The organism is Jatrophihabitans sp., assembly GCF_051960575.1.
Classification (GTDB): Bacteria; Actinomycetota; Actinomycetes; order Mycobacteriales; family Jatrophihabitantaceae; genus JBQCEE01.
This window is the reverse complement of the sequence record NZ_JBQCEE010000392.1, coordinates 1-17912: the sequence shown is the minus strand read 5'-3', so window position 1 is coordinate 17912 and position 17912 is coordinate 1. Positions and strand designations below refer to the sequence as shown.

Below are 17912 nucleotides of genomic sequence, written 5' to 3'. Positions count from 1 at the left end.
GTTTGCTGTTGTGTTGGGCTTGACCTTCCCACCCTCTTCGCCACCTGGCACGCACAACGGTCGCGGTGGGAGGGTCATGGTCGGCCGCAGGATGCACACGCAGTGGCGGGTCGACGAGTACACCGGCAAGGGCTGGTGGACCGACGAGACCGTGCAGCAGCTGTTCGCCGACCGGGTCGCCGAGTACGGCGACGAGCTCGCCGCGGTCGACCCGCTCAACAAGGCCGACCTGGTCGACCTCCCGTTCCAGCGCGCCAGCTGGCACGACATCGACCGTCAGGTCGATCGGCTCGCGGCGGTGCTGCGGTCGCACGACATCGGTGAGGCCGACGTCCTCGTCGTCCAGCTGCCGAACATCGTCGAGCTGATCGTCGCCTACCTCGCCGCGTGGCGCGTGCGGGCGATCGTCTCGCCGTTGCCGGTGCAGTACCGGCGCCACGAGACCGTCGAGCTCGGTGCGATCTGCGAACCGAAGGCGTTCCTGACCAGCGACCGCATCGGCAACCGGCACATGGCGGCCGAGGTGGTCGACCTGCTCCCGGACGTGCCGTCGCTGCAGACCGTGCTGTACCTCGGCCCCTCCGACGTGCCCGGTGCGCATCGTGTGGACGAGGCGCTCGAGCGGGTCGGGGCCGACGACCTGGCCGCGGTGCGTGCCTACGCCGACGCCCACCCCGTCGACCCGAACGACTGCATCACCATCTGCTGGACGTCGGGCACCGAGAGCCGCCCGAAGGGTGTGCCGCGCGCGCACTACGAGTGGCTGGTGATGAGCTGGGACACCGTCTACTCACCGAGCCTCACCCACGAGGCCCGCATCCTCAACCCGTTCCCCATGGTGAACATGGCCGGCATCAACGGCATGTTCCTGCCGTGGCTGCGGGTGGGGTGCGTGCTCGTCCAACACCATCCCTTCGACCTCGGAGTCTTCCTGCGCCAGATCGAGCAGGAGCGCATCACCTACACGGTGGCGCCGCCGGCGCTGCTCGCCACCCTGCTGCAGCGCGAGGAGCTGCTGGCCGACGCCGACATCTCGACCCTGCGCCAGATCGGTTCGGGGTCGGTGCCCCTGCAGGAGTGGATGGTGCGCGGATGGCACGACCGCTACGGCATCGCGATCATCAACTACTTCGGTTCCAACGAGGGCATCTCGCTGATGACCGACGTCAAACTGATGACCGACCCGGCCCAGCGCGCCCGCTTCTTCCCGCGCTACGGCGGCGGGCGGCAATGGTCGTTCCCGGCGGCGCAGCGCACCTCGGTGCGGCTCGTCGACCTCGAGACGGGTGAGGAGATCGACGAGCCCGGTCGTCCGGGGGAGCTGCGGCTCAAGGGCCCCAGCCTCTTCGCGGGCTACCTGGACGCCAGCAACGTTGCCAGCCCGTTCGACGAGGACGGGTATCTCAGGACCGGCGACATGTTCGTCATCGACGGGCCGGAGCAGCAGTTCCTGCGCTACGTCGACCGCTCGAAGGACATGGTGATCCGCGGCGGCATGAACATCGCGCCCGCCGAGCTCGAGACGCTGATCGCGACCCACCCCGCCGTCGCGGAGGTCGCCGTCGTCGGGTACCCCGACGACGTGCTCGGCGAGCGGGTCTGTGCGGTCGTCGCCCTGCGCCCGGGCATGGAGCTCTCCCTCGACGACCTCACCGATCACCTGCGCCGGCAGGAGATCGCCACCTACAAGCTCCCCGAGCGCCTCGTCGTCGTCGACGCCCTGCCGCGCAACCCGGTGGGCAAGGTCCTCAAGCGCCAGTTGCGCGACGACGTGAAGAAGGAGTTCGCATGACCAGCACCGACACCGACACCCGCACCGACGCGGGCCACGACGACGACGCGGCGAAGATCGCCGTCGTCCGCGACATCCTCGACTCGTGGTCGGCGCAGGACTGGGCCCGCGTCGAGTCGCTGTTCGCACCCGACGGCGTGCTGCACAGCGTGATGAGCGAACCGGTCGTCGGGCGCGAGGCGTTCGCCGAGCGACTGCGGGTGCTGGCGGTCGGCCTCGAACGGATCCAGCTGCACATCAAGGCGATCGGCGTGATCGACGGGCGGGTCTTCGTCGAGCGCGTCGACGACTTCGACACGCACGGCAACCACGGCGAGGTGCCTGTCGTCGGGATCCTGCGCGTCGAGGACGGCATGGTCACCGAATGGCTCGAGTACTACGACCGCGCCACCCTGTTGCGCGGCATGGGCCTCGACCCCTCGCGCGACTTCGCCCACTGAGGGGACGGGCATGGAGGACACCGCCGGGTCGATCCTGGCTGCCTCGCTGCGCCGTGCCGGCGACCGACCGGCGCTGCGCGACCACGCCGGACGCACCCGCACGCACCGCGAACTGCTCGACAACGCCGCCCGGTTCGCCAACGCGCTGGCCGCGCAGGGGCTGCAGCCCGGTGACCACGTCGCACTCATGCTCGCCGACCGCGTCGAGTCCGTGGAGGCGTACGTCGGCTGCCTGCTCGGCGGGTACGCCGCGATCCACGTCAACGACCGCTGGGTGGCCGCCGAGGTGCGCGGCGTGCTCGCCGACGCCGACGCCCGCGGGTTCGTCTACACCGACCACGTCGCGGGCACCCTCGCCGGGCTGGACGCGCTCGAGGACCTCCCCACGGTCGTCGCCGTCGGCGAGCCGGCCGACGGCCGGCACCACCGTTGGCCGGCCCTGCTGGAGGCGGGCTCGACGACCGTGCCCATCCCGACGCGCGAGCCCGACGACCTGACGATCGTGGGGTACACGAGCGGGACGACGGGGCAGCCCAAGGGCGTGATGCACACCGAGCGGTCGATGACCCGCATCCTGCGGCACATGCCGGTGCACTTCGACCTCCGGCCCCGCGGACGGTGTGCCTTCACCGGCACGCTGTCGTTCGTCGCGGGCATCTGGGGCGTGCTGCTGCCGCACCTGTACCTCGGCGGTGAGGTGTCGTTCATGGCCGGCCTGCCGGCCGACGAATGGGTCGACCGGATGATCGCCGAGCGCTCGACCGCCACCTACGTGCCCACGCCACTCGCCGGCGCCTTCATCGACGAGACCCGGCGCCGTCCCGAACTGCTCGGCACGCTGCGCTCGGTGCTGCACTCCGGGTCGAAGATGCCACCGGACGTGCTGCGCCGTCTCGTCGAGGTGGTCGGCGCCCGGATGGGCGAGTGCTACGGCATGACCGAGACGGGCGCGCCCGTCACCACCACCGAGGCCGACGACTGGGCGCCCGACTGCCCCGCCGACGACGTCTTCGCGAGCGCGGGCCGGCCGATGCACCTCGCCGACGTCCAGATCGTCGGCCCCGACGGTTTCGTGCTGCCTGCCGGCGAGACGGGCGAGATCTCGGTGCGGTCGGAGACCCAGTTCGCCGGGTACTACAGACGTCCCGACCTGACGGCGGAGACCGTCGTCGACGGACGCATCCGCACCGGCGACGTCGGGCACCTGGACGAGGCCGGATACCTGTACGTCACCGACCGGGCCAAGGACATGATCGTCTCGGGTGGCATGAACGTCTTCCCGGCCGAGGTCGAGTCGGCACTGTGCGACGTCCCCGGCCTCGCCGAGATCGCGGTGATCGGCGTGCCGCACGAGCGATGGGGCGAGTCGGTCGTCGCGGTCGCCGTCCGCACCGATCCCTCGCTCGACGAGGCGGCGGTGATCGCGGCGGCGAGAGCACGCGTCGCGTCCTACAAGAAGCCGACTCAGGTGCGGTTCGTCGACGCGCTGCCGCGCACGGCGAGCCTGAAGATCGACAAGCCGGCGCTGCGGAGGGCATGGGCCGACGGATCGACGCCGGCATGAGCACGCACATCGAGGTCTCGCTCGGGTTGTGGCAGGACCGCCCGCCGCACGAGGTCCTCGACACGGCACGCGTCGCGGACGACTGGGGTTACCGCGCCATCTGGATCGGTGAGATGGCGACCTGGGACGCGTTCGCGCTCGGCACGTCCATCGGTCAGCGGCTCACCCAGGCCGACCTCGTGCTCGGCCCGCTCGCGGTCGCCGTCCGTGACCCGGTGATGATCGCGATGGGGGCGGCGTCCGTGGCGGCGCTGACCAGTCGCGGGGTGTCGGTCGCGCTCGGGGCGTCGTCGCCGATCGTCGTGGACGGCTGGCACGGACGCGACTGGCGCTCGACGGCCACGAGCCTCGCCGAGTCGGCCGTGGCGGTCCGCGCGCTGCTCGACGGCGCCAAGGCGTCGGTGGCCGGCACCGTGGTGCGTACCGACGGGTACCGGTTGCGGCTGCCGCCGCCGCGCTCCGAGCTGGTCATCGCGGCCTTCGGCGACCGGGCGATCCGGGTCGCCGCGGCCCATGCCGACCGGCTCGTGCTGAACCTCATCGACCCCGACTCGGTGCGCCTCATGGTGGCGAAGCTGCGCGTCGCCGCGCACGAGCTGGGCCGCCCGTGCCCGCGCGTCGCGGTGTGGGTCGCGACGGCCATCGAGCCCGGCCCGCAGGCGCTCGAGCAGCTGCGACGCGCCGTCGTCGGGTACCTCGCCATCCCCGGTTACAGCGACGTCTTCCGCCGGGCCGGCTTCGGCGACGTCGTCGACTTCGCGCAGGGACGTCCACACCCGGCGGACATCCTGGCGCGGATCCCCGACGAGCTGGTGTCGGTCACCGGCCTGGTCGGCGACGCCGCGCGCGTCGAGCGGCGGATCAAGGAGTACGCGGCGGCCGGCGCCGACGACATCGTGATCGTGCCGTCGGCGACCGGCGAGGACCCCGCGGGCGAGCGCACGCTGCGCCTGGCCGCCGCCATCCGCGACTCGATCACGTAGCGGTCTGCTGCTCGGTGTAGGGCAGCGAGCCCTGCCCGAGCGGTGCGAACGCCGGTGGGCGACGCTCGACGAAGCTCATGACGCCCTCGTGGAAGTCGACCGACGAGAGCGCGCCGAGCTCGCGCGCCTCGGCGTCGTGCAGGGCGTCCAGGAACGTCGACTCCTGCGCCGCGCGCAACTGCTCCTTGATGTGCTGGACGGATGCGGGCGAGACATGCTGCGCGATGTCGGCGGCGTACTCGTGCACCGCGTCCAGCAGCGTCTCGCGCGGCACCAGCCGGTGCACCAGCCCGATCCGTTCGGCCTCGTCGGTCGTGAAGGTGCGGCCGGAGACGAGCAGCTCGGCCGCGCGGCTGCCGCCGATGAGCCGGGGGAGCAGGTAGGACGCGGAGTGCAACGCCGGCAACCCACGGCGTGCGAACGCCGTGCTCAGCCGGGCGCCCGGCACGGCGAAGCGGACGTCGCACATCATCGTCTGCACCAACCCGAAGCCCGCCGCGGCGCCGTTGATCGCCGCGATCATCGGCTTGGGGACCGTGAGCGGATACCACTCGGCCTGTTCGATCTCGGCCATCTCCGGGTTGAACTCGCCGGTCTGCGTGTAGACCTGCAGCTCGTCGGTGTCGGCGCCGGGGCAGAAGGTGTCGCCCGCACCGGTGACGACGATGCAGCGCACCGAGCCGTCCTCCACACACTCCTGCAGGCGGCCGTAGTACCGACGCTGCAACGGGATCGTCCACGCGTTGCGTCGGTGCGGGCGGTTGAGGGAGAGGACGGCGACGCCGTCGCGGTCCTCGCGCAGGACGAGTTCGTCGGTCACTTCGCTACCTCCGGAAGGGTGTTGCAGCACCTGCCGTCGCATTACAGTAAACAGAGTCACTCCGCCGGGCAACAGCGTCAGAAGGGTGGGCGTGCCGATGCGTGCCTGGCTGGTCGAGCACACCGGGGACCCTGCCGAGGCGATGACCCTCGTCGACCGTCCCGCGCCGGAGGCAGGCCCGGGTGAGGTGGTCGTCCGGGTCGGGGCGTGCGGTCTCGGCTATCCCGATCTGTTGCTGACGCAGGGCAAGCACCAGGAGCGGGCCGCACTGCCGTTCACCCCCGGGATGGAGATCGCCGGCACCGTGCACCGCGTGGGCGCCGGCGTGACCCTGGCGCCGGGTGACCGGGTGGTCGGCATCGCGCGCCTGCCCCACGGCGGTCTGGCCGAGTTCGCCGTCGCTGCGGAGACCGACCTGCACCCGCTGCCCGAGCGGATCGCCGACGTCACGGCAGCGGCGATGCACACCGCCTACCAGACCGCATGGTTCGGCCTGCATCATCGCGCTGCGCTCCAGGCGGGGGAGACGCTGCTGGTCAACGCAGGCGCGGGTGGCGTCGGCGCCGCGGCGATCGCACTCGGTGTCGCGGCGGGCGCGCGGGTCGTCGCGACCGCGGGTGGCGCGGCCAAGACCGAACTCTGCCGACGGATGGGTGCCGAGCACGCGATCGACTACCTCGAGCACCCCGACTTCGCGCCGCTGATCAACGAGCTCACGGCCGGGCGAGGGGCCGACGTGGTCTTCGACCCGGTCGGCGGCGACGTCTTCGACCGCAGCCGGCGCTGCATCGCGTGGGAGGGGCGCCTGCTCGTGATCGGCTTCGCCTCCGAGACCATCCCGGTCGTCAAGGTGAACCACCTGCTCATCAAGAACTACTCGGTGCTCGGCCTGTACTGGGGCCCGTACAAGGACCGCGCGCCGCACCTGATCCGGCGCGCACACGACGAGATCGTGCAGCTCGTGCTCGACGGTCGGGTCGATCCGCTGGTCATGCGGACCGAGCCGCTCACATCCGCCGCCACGGCGCTGCAGTCGCTCGCCGGGCGAGGCACCTACGGACGAGTGGTGGTGACGCCATGACCCTCCGCACCGAGACCGACGGCGGCGTAGCAGTGCTGACGATCGATCGCCCCGAGCGCCGCAACGCGCTCGACGACCGCACCATGCGCGGGCTCGCCGACGCGTTCGCCGGGTTCCGCGACGACGACGCCGTGCAGGCGGTCGTCCTGACCGGCGCCGGGGACAAGGCGTTCTCGTCCGGCGTCGATCTCGCCGCGTTCGCCGAACGCCCACCGACCGATGCGGACAGCGACTGGTACGCGCTGCGCGACTTCCTCGGCAGCGTCTACCCGAAGCCGATCGTCGCCGCGGTCAACGGTGTGGCGGTCGCGGCCGGGCTCGAGCTGTTGCTCGCATGCGACGTCATCGTCGCCGCGGAGCACGCCTCGTTCGGCATCCCGGAGGTCAAGCGCGGCCTCATCGCCGCCGGCGGCGGCACCGACCTGCCGCGCCGACTCCCGCTGGCGGTGGCGCTCGAGGTCGGCCTGACCGGCGAGCGCATCGACGCCGGCCGCGCCCACCAGCTCGGGTTGGTGAACCATCTCCGGCCTTCCGACGACGTCCTGCCGGAGGCGATCCGCGTGGCCCGGCTCATCGCGGCGAACGCGCCGCTCTCGCTGCGGCTCACCAAGGAACTGATGTACGCCTCGCTCGACCTCGACCGGGCCGCGAGCCTCGCGCGTGCGCACGAGGCCGGGCTGCGGATCAATGCGAGCGCCGACGCGCACGAGGGTGCCGTCGCGTTCGTCGAGCGTCGCGCCCCGCGCTGGACGGGACGATGACCTCCCGTCCGGCCGCAGTGGCTCCGGCGGCACCGGCGATCCCGGAGTCGGGCTACCTGTTCCCGGTCGAGTCGACGCACCTGCACTTCTTCGCCCGTGCCATCGGTGACCGCGACGCCGATGTCGTCGACCACCGCGTGGCGACCGCTCCGCCCACCTTCACTGCGGCGCACATCCAGTTCATGTCGGCCAATCCGCTGCGTCCGCACGGCGACGACCCGTGGGTGGGGTCGGGGCGCACGGCGTCCGGCGCCCCTGCCGCGGCCTTCGGCGCCGGCCTGCACGCCGAGCAGGCGTACGTGTACCACCGGCCCGTCCGGGCCGGGCAGGTGGTGCGCGTCGACCACCGGCAGGGGCGCAGCTGGGTCAAGCCGCGGCGCCAGGGCGGCCACCTGTCCTTCTCCGAGGTCCTCACCGACTTCCGCGACACGGCCTCAGACGAGCTGTTGCAGTCGGTGAGCCAGGTGGCCGTCGTGCTGAGTCCCGATCCCGCGCCGGACGGTGTGACCACCGACGACGGTGCGGCGCCGCCCGGCCCGGCCGCGACCGCCGGCACGGGCGAGCACCGCGACCTCGTGATCGCGGACGGCCTGACCCGCAGCCGCCTCGTGATGTATGCCGGCGCGAGCGGCGACTACAACCCCTTGCACACCGATGAGGTCTTCGCGACGCAGGCCGCCGGGTACCCGTCCGTGTTCGCGCACGGCATGTGGACGATGGGGGCGTCCGGGCGGGTGCTGACCGTATGGTTCGGCGTCGACGCCCTGCGCACCTACCGCGCCTCGTTCCGCGGGCAGGTCTGGCCCGGCGAGACGCTGACCGCGCGGGCGACCGTCGTCGGCGAGCGTGCCGGTGAGCTCGTCCTGGAGCTCGTCACGACCACGCACGAGGGACGCGTCGTCATGACCGGGGGCGCGACGGTCATCGCGCCCTGAGGCGGCTCGCCGGTCAGCCGGCCAACTTCCCCGACCCGATCAGTTCGCGGGCGCGCGCGGCGATGCGTGCTGCCGACCGGCCGAACGCGGCTGCCTGGGGCGACGGCGTCAGGCCACGACGACCGCGCACGCCGACACCGTAGGTCACCGACGAGTAGCGGAAGAGGTCGAAGGCCACCATCAGGTCGAAGTCCGCCGGCAGCGCTTCGCCACGCTCGTCGCAGTACCAGCCGAGCACCTCGTCGCGGTCCGGGAGCCCGGCCGCTGCGAGGTCGACGGTGGTGAGATCACCGATCGGGCCGAGGTCCGCGTAGAAGGGCAGCACCAGCAGCGCTGCGTCCGCCCACACCGGCGCGATCGTCGACAGTTCCCAGTCGAGCACCCCCACCACCCGCGGCCGCACCGCGTCGAAGACGACGTTGCCGGTGCGGATGTCCGCGTGCGTGATGCCGACCGGCCCGTCGTGGTCGTCGGGCAGCGCATCCTCGAGCCAGGCGATCAACCAGTCGAGATCGGGCAGCGGCTCCTCGCCCCAGCCCCGGTAGGTGTCGGTGTGCCGGCGCAGTTGCCGCCGCAGGAAGCCCTGCGGTCGCCCGAAGCCGTCGAGGCCGAGGGCCTGCCAGTCCTGTCGGTGCAGCCGCGCGAAGACGCGGGTGTAGTCCTCCCACGCCGCGCGGCGGTCGGCGCGTGCCAGCTGCGGCAGTCCGTTGTCGTCGACGATGCGGCCGTCGACGAAGTCCATGACGTAGAAGCGCGCGCCGATGACGCTCTCGTCATCGCAGTACAGGTGCACCCGCGGCACCGGCACCGTCGTCCCGGCCAGCGCGCCCAGCACCCGGTACTCGCGGTCGATGGCGTGCGCCCAGTCGCCGACGCCCTGTGGCCGCATCCGCACCACGAGGACCGAGCCGTCGGCGGCGTCGAGACGGACCGTCGGGTTCGACTGGCCGCCCTTGAGCAGCGTCGCCCGCCCCGGTGCCACGTAGCCGGACAGGTGCTCGGTGAGGTAGTCGTCGAGTCCGACGGTGTCGATCGGAGCGGCCATCGTCTGACAGTAGACAGCGTCACCCGGCCGGACTAGCTTCAACCAACGTCACTACAGTTAGCAGTGTGAGACGCGGGGGGGCGGCCGGGTGTTCGAGTCCGTCCTGGTGGCCAACCGTGGCGAGATCGCCTGCCGCGTCATCAGGACCCTGCGGTCGCTCGGCATCCGCTCGATCGCGGTGCACTCCGCGGCTGACGCCGGGGCCAAGCACGTCCGCGAGGCCGATGAGGCGTATCCGCTCAGCGGCCCGAACCCCGGTGCGGGCTACCTCGACATCGACGCGATCGTCGCGGCCGTGCGGGCGACGGGCGCCGAGGCGGTGCATCCCGGCTACGGCTTCCTGTCCGAGCACGCCGCGTTCGCCCGCCGCGTGACGGCCGCCGGTGCGGTGTTCGTCGGCCCGTCCGCCGACTGCATCGATGCGATGGGTGACAAGATCAACGCGCGCAGGATCGTCGGCGAGGCAGGCGTTCCGATCGGACGCGGCACGAGCACGGCAGTCCCTGACATCGATGCGGCACGCGCCGCCGCGCACCGGATCGGGTACCCGGTGATGGTGAAGGCCGCCGGTGGCGGCGGCGGCATCGGCATGGGGATCGAGGAGACCCCGGCGCCCGGGCTGTCCGAAGACGTCCGCGCAGCGATGCACGCCGCCTCGGTCCGCGTCGGCGAGGCCGTCGGCTACCGCGGCGCGGGCGCCGTCGAGTGGCTCGTCGATCCGGCCGACGGCTCGTTCGTCTTCCTCGAGATGAACACGCGCCTCCAGGTCGAGCACACGGTCACCGAGCTGGTCACCGGCCTCGACCTCGTGGCGGAGCAGTTGCGCGTCGCGGCCGGCGAGCCACCCGGCTTCGACCCGCTCCGTCCACCCCGGCCGGACGGCAACGCGATCCAGTTGCGGGTGTGCGCCGAGGACCCGGTGCGGTTCCTGCCCGGCCCCGGATGCATCGAGCAGTGGGAGCCGCCCGAGGGCGTGCGCGTCGACGCCGGGGTGGACGAGGGTGACGTGGTGACGCCCTACTACGACTCGCTGCTCGCGAAGGTCTGCGTGCGGGCGCCGGACCGGCCGTCCGCCGTCGCACGGTCCCGAGCGGCGGTCGAGGCGTTCCGGCTGCGCGGACCACGACACAACCTCCCGTTCCTCGCGGAGGTGCTCGCCGACCCGGGCTTCGCGGCCGGGGAGTACGACACCGGCCTGGTGGCGCGGTTGCGTCCGGAGGGGGTGGGATGACCGACTGGCAGTCCGCGGTGGACGAGATCCGCGAGCGCGAGGCGCTCGGCCGCCGCATGGGTGGGCCGGAGAAGGTCGCGCGCCAGCACGCCAACGGCAAGCTCGACGTGCGGCAGCGGATCGACGCGCTGCTCGACGCCGGCAGCTTCCGCGAGCTCGGCACGCTGTCCGGCAAGGCGCGCTACGAGCACGGCGGACTCCGCGAGTTCCTGCCCACGAACTTCCTCACCGGACGCGGCCGCATCGACGGGCGCATGGTCGTCGTCGGTGCCGACGACTTCACCGTGCGCGGCGGTGCCTCCGACGCGTTCAACATCCGCAAGCAGATCTACAGCGAGCAGATGGCCAACGAGTTGCGCGTGCCGATCGTGCGGCTGGTCGACGGCACGGGTGGCGGCGGCAGCATCCGGAGCCTGGTCGAGATGGGCCGCACCTACGTCCCGGCGCTGCCCGGCTGGGAGGTGTCGGCCGACAACCTGGCCACCGTGCCCGTGGTCTCGCTCGCGCTCGGCCCGTGTGCCGGCTTCGGCGCCGCCCGTGTGGTCGCGAGCCACTACTCGGTCATGGTGCGCGGCATCAGCCAGATCTTCACCGCCGGGCCCCCGCTCGTCGCGGCGATCGGCGAGACCGTCACCAAGGACGAGCTCGGCGGTGTGGACGTGCACGGCCGCAACGGCACCGTCGATGCCGTGGTCGACTCGGAGGCCGAGGCCTTCGAGTGCACGCGCCGCTTCCTGTCCTACCTGCCGTCGTCGGTGCACGACCTGCCGCCGCGTGCCGAGCCCACCGACGACCCCGACCGCAGGGACGACTGGCTCGTGCGTGCGATCCCTGTCGAGCGGCGCCGGGTCTACAAGATCCGTCCGATCATCGAGTCGATCGTCGACACCGGCTCGTTCTTCGAACTGGGCGCTCGCTTCGGTCGCGCGCTCGTCACCGGGCTCGCGCGGCTCGACGGCTGGCCCGTGGCGGTCATGGCGAACGACCCGTACATCTACGGCGGCAGCTGGGGTGCGGACGCGGCCGACAAGGCCGTCCGCTTCGTCGACCTCGCCGACACCTTCCACCTGCCGGTGGTGCACCTCGTCGACAATCCCGGGTTTCTCATCGGCACGGAGGCCGAGAAGAGCTCGGCGATCCGGCACGGCATGCGGGCGCTGTCGGCGGTGTACCAGGCGCGCGTCCCGTGGTGCTCGATCATCCTGCGCAAGGTCTTCGGGGTCGGTGGCGCCGGGCACTCGAACGCCGCGCGGCTGCAGTACCGCTACGCGTGGCCGTCGGCCGACTGGGGCTCGATCCCCGCCGAGGGCGGGGTCGAGGCCGCCTACCGCGCCGAGCTCGAGGCGAGCGACGACCCCGCCGCGCTGATGGCCGACATCATGGCGCGCATCGCCGACGTGCAGGGCGTGATCAAGACGGCCGAGGCGTTCGACATCGAGCAGCTCATCGATCCGCGCGACACCCGTCCGTTGCTCTGCGAGTTCGCCGACCTGGTGGCGCCGCTGCGCACACCCGGACGCGTGGCGTGGGGGTTGCGGCCATGAGGTACCCGCGCGACGAGGTCGTCCTGCCGCTGGTGATCGAGCAGCGGGCGGGCACGATCCCCGACCGGCCGTACCTGGTCGACGTCGAGGGCGGCTCGTCCACCTACGGCGAGCTGCACGCGCGGGCGCTGCTGTGGGCGCGTGCGCTGATGCGGCTGGGCGTGCAGCCGGGCGCGAGGGTCGTGACGATGCTGCACAACACCGTCGAGAACTACGCGCTGTGGTTCGGCATCGCCTGGGCCGGCGCGGTCGAGGTGCCCGTCAACGTCGACCTGCGCGGCACCGTGCTCGCGCACCAGCTGCGGCTGCCTGCCGCCGAGCTGGTCATCGCCGACGCGTCCGCCGTCGCCAACATCATGGCTGCTGCCGAGAGCGTGCCGGCGCTGCAGCGCGTGATCACGCTGCAGGAGCCCGAGGACGCGGCCGGCCGGTTGACCGTCCTGCCGGTGGCCGACGTGCTCGCCGGCGTCGACGACGAGCCCGTGCGCCCCTACGCCGAGCTGCAGCCGTGGGACATCGCGTCGGTGATCTACACGTCCGGTACGACCGGGCCCTCCAAGGGCGTGCTCATGCCGTGGGGCCAGTTGCACGCCGGCCAGATGCTGACCGTCACCGGCGTGCTCGGCGGTCCCAGTCCGGACAAGGTCATGTACGTGACCGGGCCGCCGAACCACGTGCAGGCCAAGGGTGCGGCGGCGGTCATGGCCATGCTCGGTGGTGTCGCGGTGATGCGGCACGCCTTCAGCGGCAGCCGGTTCTGGGACGAGGTGCGGCAGTACCGCGCGACCGACGCCGCCCTGATCGGGGCCATGGCGCAGTTCCTGCTGTCCGCGCCGCCACGGCCGGACGACGCCGATACGACGCTGACGAACGTGCTCATGGCGCCGGTCGTGCCCGCCGTCGACGAGTTCAACGCCCGCTTCGGCACCCGCGTGTGGAGCGCGTACAACATGACCGAGATCAGCGTCCCGACCTACCTCGGCGAGTGGCGGCCGGGGGACACCCCGAACTGCGGGCCGATCCGCGAGGGGTACCCGTCCTACGAACTGCGCATCGTCGATGCCCACGACCACGAGGTCGCCGACGGCGAGGTCGGCGAGCTGATCCTGCGCACCGCCGAGCCGTGGACGCTGAACGCCGGCTACCTCGACATGCCGCAGGCGACGGTCGACGCCTGGCGTAACGGCTGGTTCCACACCGGTGACGCGTTCCGCCGCGATGAGCAGGGCCGCTACCTGTTCGTCGACCGGCTCAAGGACACCATCCGCCGTCGGGGCGAGAACGTGTCGTCCTACGAGGTCGAGGCCGAGGCGATCCTGCATCCCGGCGTGCTCGAGTGCGCGGCGATCGCCGTGCCCGCCGACGAGGCCGAGGACGAGATCAAGCTGGTCGTCATCCGGCAGCCCGACTCCGCCGTGACGGCCGAGCAGTTGTGGGCGTACCTCGACGAGCGGTTGCCGCGGTTCATGGTGCCGCGCTACGTCGAGTTCCTCGACGCCCTGCCCAAGACGCCGACGCTGCGCGTGCAGAAGGCGCTGATCCCGCGCACCGTCGACGGTGCGCACGACCGGACGCAGGTGTCCCCGTGACCCGCCCCGATGCCGTCATCGTCGCCTGCGCCAGGTCACCCATCGGCCGTGCGTTCAAGGGATCGCTGCGCGAGATGCGTCCCGACGACATGGCCGTGCAGATGATCGGGGCAGCGCTGGCGCAGGTGCCGGAGCTCGACCCGTTCGACATCGAGGACATCGTCGCGGGCTACACCCAGCCGCAGGGCGAGACCGACTACAACGTCGCCCGCAACCTCGCCGTCGAGCTCGGGTGGGACTCCGTGCCGGGCACGACGGTCACGCGCTACTGCTCGTCGAGCCTGCAGAGCACCCGCATGGCGTTCCATGCCATCCGCTCCGGCGAGGGCGACGTGTTCCTGTCCGTCGGGCTCGAGAGCGTCAGTCGGCACGCGGCCGCCTTCCCGCAGCCGCTGCCGGACACCCGCCACCCGATGTTCCTGCACCTGGACGAAGGCACCGCGGCGTACGCCGCAGGCGGGCGCACCTGGAGCGATCCGCGTGAGCACGGCGGCATCCCGGACCTGTTCATCGGAATGGGACTGACCGCAGAGAACGTCGCGCAGCTGATGGGCATCACCCGCGAGGAACAGGACGAGTTCGCGCTGGCGAGCCAGCAACGTGCTGCAGCCGCGATCGAGCGCGGCTTCTTCGCCACGGACATCACCCCGATCCGGCTGGACGACGGCACCCTCCTCACCGCCGACGACGGCCCGCGGCCGCAGACGACCCTCGAGACACTCGCGGGCCTGCCACCGGCGTTCCGTCCGGACGGCACGGTGACGGCCGGCAACTGCTGCCCGCTCAACGACGGTGCCGCGGCGGTCGTCGTCATGAGCGACCGCCGCGCCGCGGAGCTGGGCATCACCCCGCTCGCTCGCATCGTGGCCACGGCAGCCACCGGCCTGAGCCCGGAGATCATGGGCCTGGGCCCGGTCGAGGCCAGCCGGCTCGCGCTGCGGCGCGCGGGCCTCACGATGGCCGACATCGACCTCGTCGAGATCAACGAGGCCTTCGCCGCACAGGTGATCGGCAGCGCCCGCGAGCTGGCCATCCCGCACGACAAGCTGAACGTGAACGGCGGCGGCATCGCGCTCGGCCACCCGTTCGGCGCGACCGGAGCGCGCATCCTCACGACGCTGCTGCACAGCCTCGCCGAACGGGACGCGCAGTTCGGGCTGGAGACGATGTGCGTCGGTGGCGGTCAGGGCATGGCGATGATCGTCGAGCGGCTGCGCTGACCGCGCTCCCTCCCGAGCGCTAAGGGCGGAACTTCCGCGCCTGCGCCGAGTCGATGTACTCGTCCAGGCGGGTGGCCCTGCCCTCGGCGTTGACGTACAGCACGGCGCAGGCGTCCATCGACAGCTCCTCGCCGGTGGTGCGGTGCGTGCCGCGCAGGACGTGCTGCTGCACCACGCCGCCGTCGAAGACGTGGATGCGGCGCTCGGTGTACCGGCGGTCGGCCACCCACTGCGCCATCTTCTCGAGCAGGTCGGCGTTCTGGGCGACGGTCGTCTCGCGGCCGTCGTGGTTGTGCCAGATGACCGCGTCCTCGGTGTAGATGTCGTACAGGTCGGTCGCGTCGCCGGCCTCGGCGGCGGCGATGATCCGGTCGAGCAGCTGGACGTAGGGGTGGCGCGGTGCGTCGGTCATGCGGGTGGCTCCGTCTCGTTCGGTGGCGGTGCGATGTGCGGGTGAGCGCTGTGCGATGTCAGTCCTGGCGGCCGAACCGGGCGCGGCGCTGCATCGCCTCGCGGTACTCGGCCTCCAGGCGGTCGATGACGACCGTCGTCGGTTCGACGGCGTGGATGGTGCCGAGGCCCTGCCCGGCGGCCCAGATGTCCTTCCAGCGGGTGTGCCCGTCGGCGTTGCCGCTGTTGTAGCTGCGCTGGGCCGGCACGGTCAGGTCGTCCAGGTCGTAGCCGTTCGCGATGAGGCTCGGACGCAGCCAGGACGCGTCGGTGCCGGTGACCGCGGAGCTGACGATGAGGTCGTCGACCCCGTGGTCGACGATCATCTGCTTGTACTCGGGCTGCGCCATGCTCTCGTCGGTGGCGAGGAACCGCGTGCCGACATAGACGAGGTCGGCGCCGGCGGTGATGGCGCCGGCGACGCCGTGCCCATCACTGATCCCACCGCCCACCGCGACGATGCCGTCGAAGAACTCGCGCACGGCGCTCACGAACGCGAAGGGGGACAGGTGTCCCGTGTGCCCGCCCGCGCCGGCCGAGATGCAGGCGAGGCCGTCGACCCCCGCGGCCGCCGCCTTGCGGGCGAGCGCGACGCTCACGACGTCGGCGATGACCACGCCCCCGTAGCCCTGCACCGTCTCCATCACCGGACGCGGTGAGCCCAGCGCGGTGATCACGATGGGTGGCCGGTGGGCGGCGACGACCTCGAGGTCGGCGGGCAGCCGCTCGTTCGTGCTGTGCGTGACGAGGTTGAGCGCCCACGGGAGGTCCGGGCCGAGCGCCGAGGCGATCGTCGTCAGCCACTCGTCGAGCTGCTCGGTGGTGCGACAGTTCGGGGCGGGGAACGCACCGATCGCGCCCGCGCGGCCCGCGGCGATGACGAGATCCGGCCCCGAGATCAGGAACATCGGCGCGGCGATCACCGGGACGCGCAGCCGGTCGAGGAGGTCCATGGGCGGTCGCTCCCCTCCGGCGGCCGACCGACCGCGACGTACTACAGTTAGCAGTGCTGCTCGATGCACTGAATCATGCGGCGCACCCACCGCGCAAGCGGTCGGCGAGTCTTGTCGGTGCCGTCGAGTCACTGCTATTACTGAAGTATGAGCCGACAGCTGGACGCCTATGTCTACGACGCGGTGCGCACGCCACGCGCGCGGGTACGCCGCGACGGGGGTGCGCTCGCCGGGGTCGCGCCGCACGAGCTGATGGGGCAGCTGATGCACGCCCTCGACGACCGCAACGGCCTGTCCGCCAGGGGCGCCCGGGTCGACGAGGTGATCCTGGGCGTCAGCACCGTCACCGGGGCCCAGGCCGGCAACATCGCGCGGGCCTCGGCGATCCACGCCGGCTGGCCCGACGACGTGTCCGGCACGGTCGTCGGCCGCCTGTGCTGCTCCGGCCTCGACGCACTGGCGAACGCCGCCGCACAGGTGACCGCAGGGACCGCCGACCTCGTCGCCGCCGGTGGTGTCGAGTCGATGTCGCAGGTGCCGATGATGTCCGACCGTCCGGGCATCCACTTCGACGCCGAGCTCGCCGAGCGCACCGGCTTCGTCACGATCGGCGTCTCTGCCGACGCGACGGCGGCCGTCGCCAAGCTCGAGCGGGCCGAACTGGACGCCTACGGCCTCCGCTCGCACCGGCACTCGGCGGCCGCCTGGGCGGCCGGGCACTTCGACGGCAGCGTGATCCCCGTGCGCGACAGGGACGGCGAGGTGCTGCTCGAGCGCGACGACGCCATCCGTCCGCAGATGACGCTGCCGGACTTCGAGGCGATGCCGCTGCTCTTCCCCGACGACGCCGAGGCGCACGCGCGGGTCGGCCGCCGGCTGCCCGAACTGGGGGAGTTCCCCGCCGTGCACACGGCGGCGTGCGCGCCGCAGATCGTCGACGGTGCGTCGCTGGCGCTCATCGGGACCCGCTCGGCCGGTGACGCGCTCGGCGCGCGGCCGCGGGCGCGGATCGTCGCCACGGCCACTGCGGCCGTGCGCTCGCCGTTGCTGACCGCGACGCTCGACGCGATTCGGCGCGCCTTGGCGATGGCCGGCCTCACGCCGGGCGACCTCGACATCGTCGAGGCGAACGAGTCGTTCTCGGTGAGCCCGCTGCTCGTGCAGCGCGAGTTCGGCTTCCCCGACGACGTCCTCAACGTCGACGGCGGCGCGATCTCGATGGGGCACCCGCTCGGCGCCAGCGGCGGCATCCTGCTGGCCACCGCCCTGGGTGCGCTCGAGCGCACGGGCGGGCGCTACGCGTTGCTCACCATTCCCGCAGCGCTCGGCCTCGGCACCGCCGTCGTCGTCGAACGTCTCGACTGAGAGGACACCGCGGTGACCGCACTGCCCGCCGTCCGTCAGCTGGTGTTCCTCGCCGCCGACCTCGACACGACGCTGTCGAACGCGAAGCGCGAGCTCGGCCTGCGTGACGGCGTCGACGACGCCGAGGGGATGGCCGCGC

16 protein-coding genes are annotated in these 17912 nt (G+C 72.1%); 12 read left to right on the top strand and 4 right to left on the bottom strand.

Going from position 1 to position 17912, the window contains the following annotated elements:
* Positions 1–76: 76 nt before the first annotated feature.
* The 4 genes from ACTHMS_RS21985 to ACTHMS_RS21970 are packed head-to-tail and all read left to right on the top strand — an operon-like array spanning position 77 to position 4779.
* The gene (locus tag ACTHMS_RS21985) at positions 77–1792 is read left to right on the top strand and encodes a class I adenylate-forming enzyme family protein (protein ID WP_440308794.1); all 1716 of its coding nucleotides are present in this window, start codon (positions 77–79) and stop codon (positions 1790–1792) included.
* Positions 1789–2232: a nuclear transport factor 2 family protein gene (locus ACTHMS_RS21980; RefSeq protein ID WP_440308793.1), complete on the top strand. Its 444-nt coding sequence runs from the start codon at positions 1789–1791 to the stop codon at positions 2230–2232. Before ACTHMS_RS21985 ends, ACTHMS_RS21980 begins: the two co-directional genes overlap by 4 nt.
* Positions 2233–2242: 10 nt before the next feature.
* Positions 2243–3796, top strand: coding sequence for a class I adenylate-forming enzyme family protein (locus ACTHMS_RS21975; protein WP_440308792.1), 1554 nt, complete (start codon positions 2243–2245; stop codon positions 3794–3796).
* Entirely contained in the window at positions 3793–4779 is a 987-nt protein-coding gene (locus ACTHMS_RS21970; RefSeq protein WP_440308791.1) for an LLM class F420-dependent oxidoreductase, read from the top strand. The genes ACTHMS_RS21975 and ACTHMS_RS21970 overlap by 4 nt, the downstream gene beginning before the upstream one ends.
* On the opposite strand, the gene ACTHMS_RS21965 is transcribed toward ACTHMS_RS21970, so the two are convergent.
* Positions 4772–5599: an enoyl-CoA hydratase-related protein gene (locus tag ACTHMS_RS21965; protein ID WP_440308790.1), complete on the bottom strand. Its 828-nt coding sequence runs from the start codon at positions 5597–5599 to the stop codon at positions 4772–4774. The two genes, ACTHMS_RS21970 and ACTHMS_RS21965, sit on opposite strands and share 8 nt — an antisense overlap.
* A 97-nt stretch (positions 5600–5696) precedes the next feature.
* Here ACTHMS_RS21965 and ACTHMS_RS21960 point away from each other — a divergent pair, with 97 nt between their 5' ends.
* The 3 genes from ACTHMS_RS21960 to ACTHMS_RS21950 are packed head-to-tail and all read left to right on the top strand — an operon-like array spanning position 5697 to position 8376.
* Entirely contained in the window at positions 5697–6680 is a 984-nt protein-coding gene (locus ACTHMS_RS21960) for an NADPH:quinone oxidoreductase family protein (RefSeq protein ID WP_440308795.1), read from the top strand.
* On the top strand, positions 6677–7441 hold the full coding sequence (locus ACTHMS_RS21955; protein ID WP_440308789.1) for an enoyl-CoA hydratase-related protein: 765 nt from the start codon (positions 6677–6679) through the stop codon (positions 7439–7441). Before ACTHMS_RS21960 ends, ACTHMS_RS21955 begins: the two co-directional genes overlap by 4 nt.
* Positions 7438–8376, top strand: a complete 939-nt coding sequence (locus ACTHMS_RS21950) for a MaoC/PaaZ C-terminal domain-containing protein (RefSeq protein ID WP_440308788.1) — start codon at positions 7438–7440, stop codon at positions 8374–8376. The genes ACTHMS_RS21955 and ACTHMS_RS21950 overlap by 4 nt, the downstream gene beginning before the upstream one ends.
* Positions 8377–8389: 13 nt before the next feature.
* Here ACTHMS_RS21950 and ACTHMS_RS21945 read toward each other — a convergent pair whose 3' ends face one another.
* Positions 8390–9421 carry a phosphotransferase family protein gene (locus ACTHMS_RS21945; protein WP_440308787.1) on the bottom strand — a complete coding sequence of 344 codons (1032 nt, stop codon included), beginning with the start codon at positions 9419–9421 and terminating at the stop codon, positions 8390–8392.
* Between the two features lie 88 nt (positions 9422–9509).
* Here ACTHMS_RS21945 and ACTHMS_RS21940 point away from each other — a divergent pair, with 88 nt between their 5' ends.
* From ACTHMS_RS21940 to ACTHMS_RS21925, 4 genes are read left to right on the top strand one after another with little or no spacing between them, the layout of a single operon-like run.
* The gene (locus tag ACTHMS_RS21940; RefSeq protein ID WP_440308786.1) at positions 9510–10652 is read left to right on the top strand and encodes a biotin carboxylase N-terminal domain-containing protein; all 1143 of its coding nucleotides are present in this window, start codon (positions 9510–9512) and stop codon (positions 10650–10652) included.
* Positions 10649–12196, top strand: a complete 1548-nt coding sequence (locus tag ACTHMS_RS21935) for an acyl-CoA carboxylase subunit beta (protein WP_440308785.1) — start codon at positions 10649–10651, stop codon at positions 12194–12196. The genes ACTHMS_RS21940 and ACTHMS_RS21935 overlap by 4 nt, the downstream gene beginning before the upstream one ends.
* Positions 12193–13785: an AMP-binding protein gene (locus ACTHMS_RS21930; protein ID WP_440308784.1), complete on the top strand. Its 1593-nt coding sequence runs from the start codon at positions 12193–12195 to the stop codon at positions 13783–13785. The genes ACTHMS_RS21935 and ACTHMS_RS21930 overlap by 4 nt, the downstream gene beginning before the upstream one ends.
* A complete protein-coding gene (locus ACTHMS_RS21925) occupies positions 13782–15005 on the top strand; it encodes an acetyl-CoA C-acetyltransferase (RefSeq protein ID WP_440308783.1) in 1224 nt (407 codons plus the stop codon). The genes ACTHMS_RS21930 and ACTHMS_RS21925 overlap by 4 nt, the downstream gene beginning before the upstream one ends.
* Before the next feature lie 19 nt (positions 15006–15024).
* On the opposite strand, the gene ACTHMS_RS21920 is transcribed toward ACTHMS_RS21925, so the two are convergent.
* The gene (locus ACTHMS_RS21920; RefSeq protein ID WP_440308782.1) at positions 15025–15417 is read right to left on the bottom strand and encodes a nuclear transport factor 2 family protein; all 393 of its coding nucleotides are present in this window, start codon (positions 15415–15417) and stop codon (positions 15025–15027) included.
* A gap of 58 nt (positions 15418–15475) precedes the next feature.
* Complete coding sequence (locus ACTHMS_RS21915) at positions 15476–16408, bottom strand: NAD(P)H-dependent flavin oxidoreductase (RefSeq protein WP_440308781.1); 933 nt, start codon at positions 16406–16408, stop codon at positions 15476–15478.
* A gap of 147 nt (positions 16409–16555) precedes the next feature.
* Here ACTHMS_RS21915 and ACTHMS_RS21910 point away from each other — a divergent pair, with 147 nt between their 5' ends.
* On the top strand, positions 16556–17773 hold the full coding sequence (locus ACTHMS_RS21910) for an acetyl-CoA C-acyltransferase (protein WP_440308780.1): 1218 nt from the start codon (positions 16556–16558) through the stop codon (positions 17771–17773).
* Positions 17774–17912 lie beyond the last annotated feature (139 nt).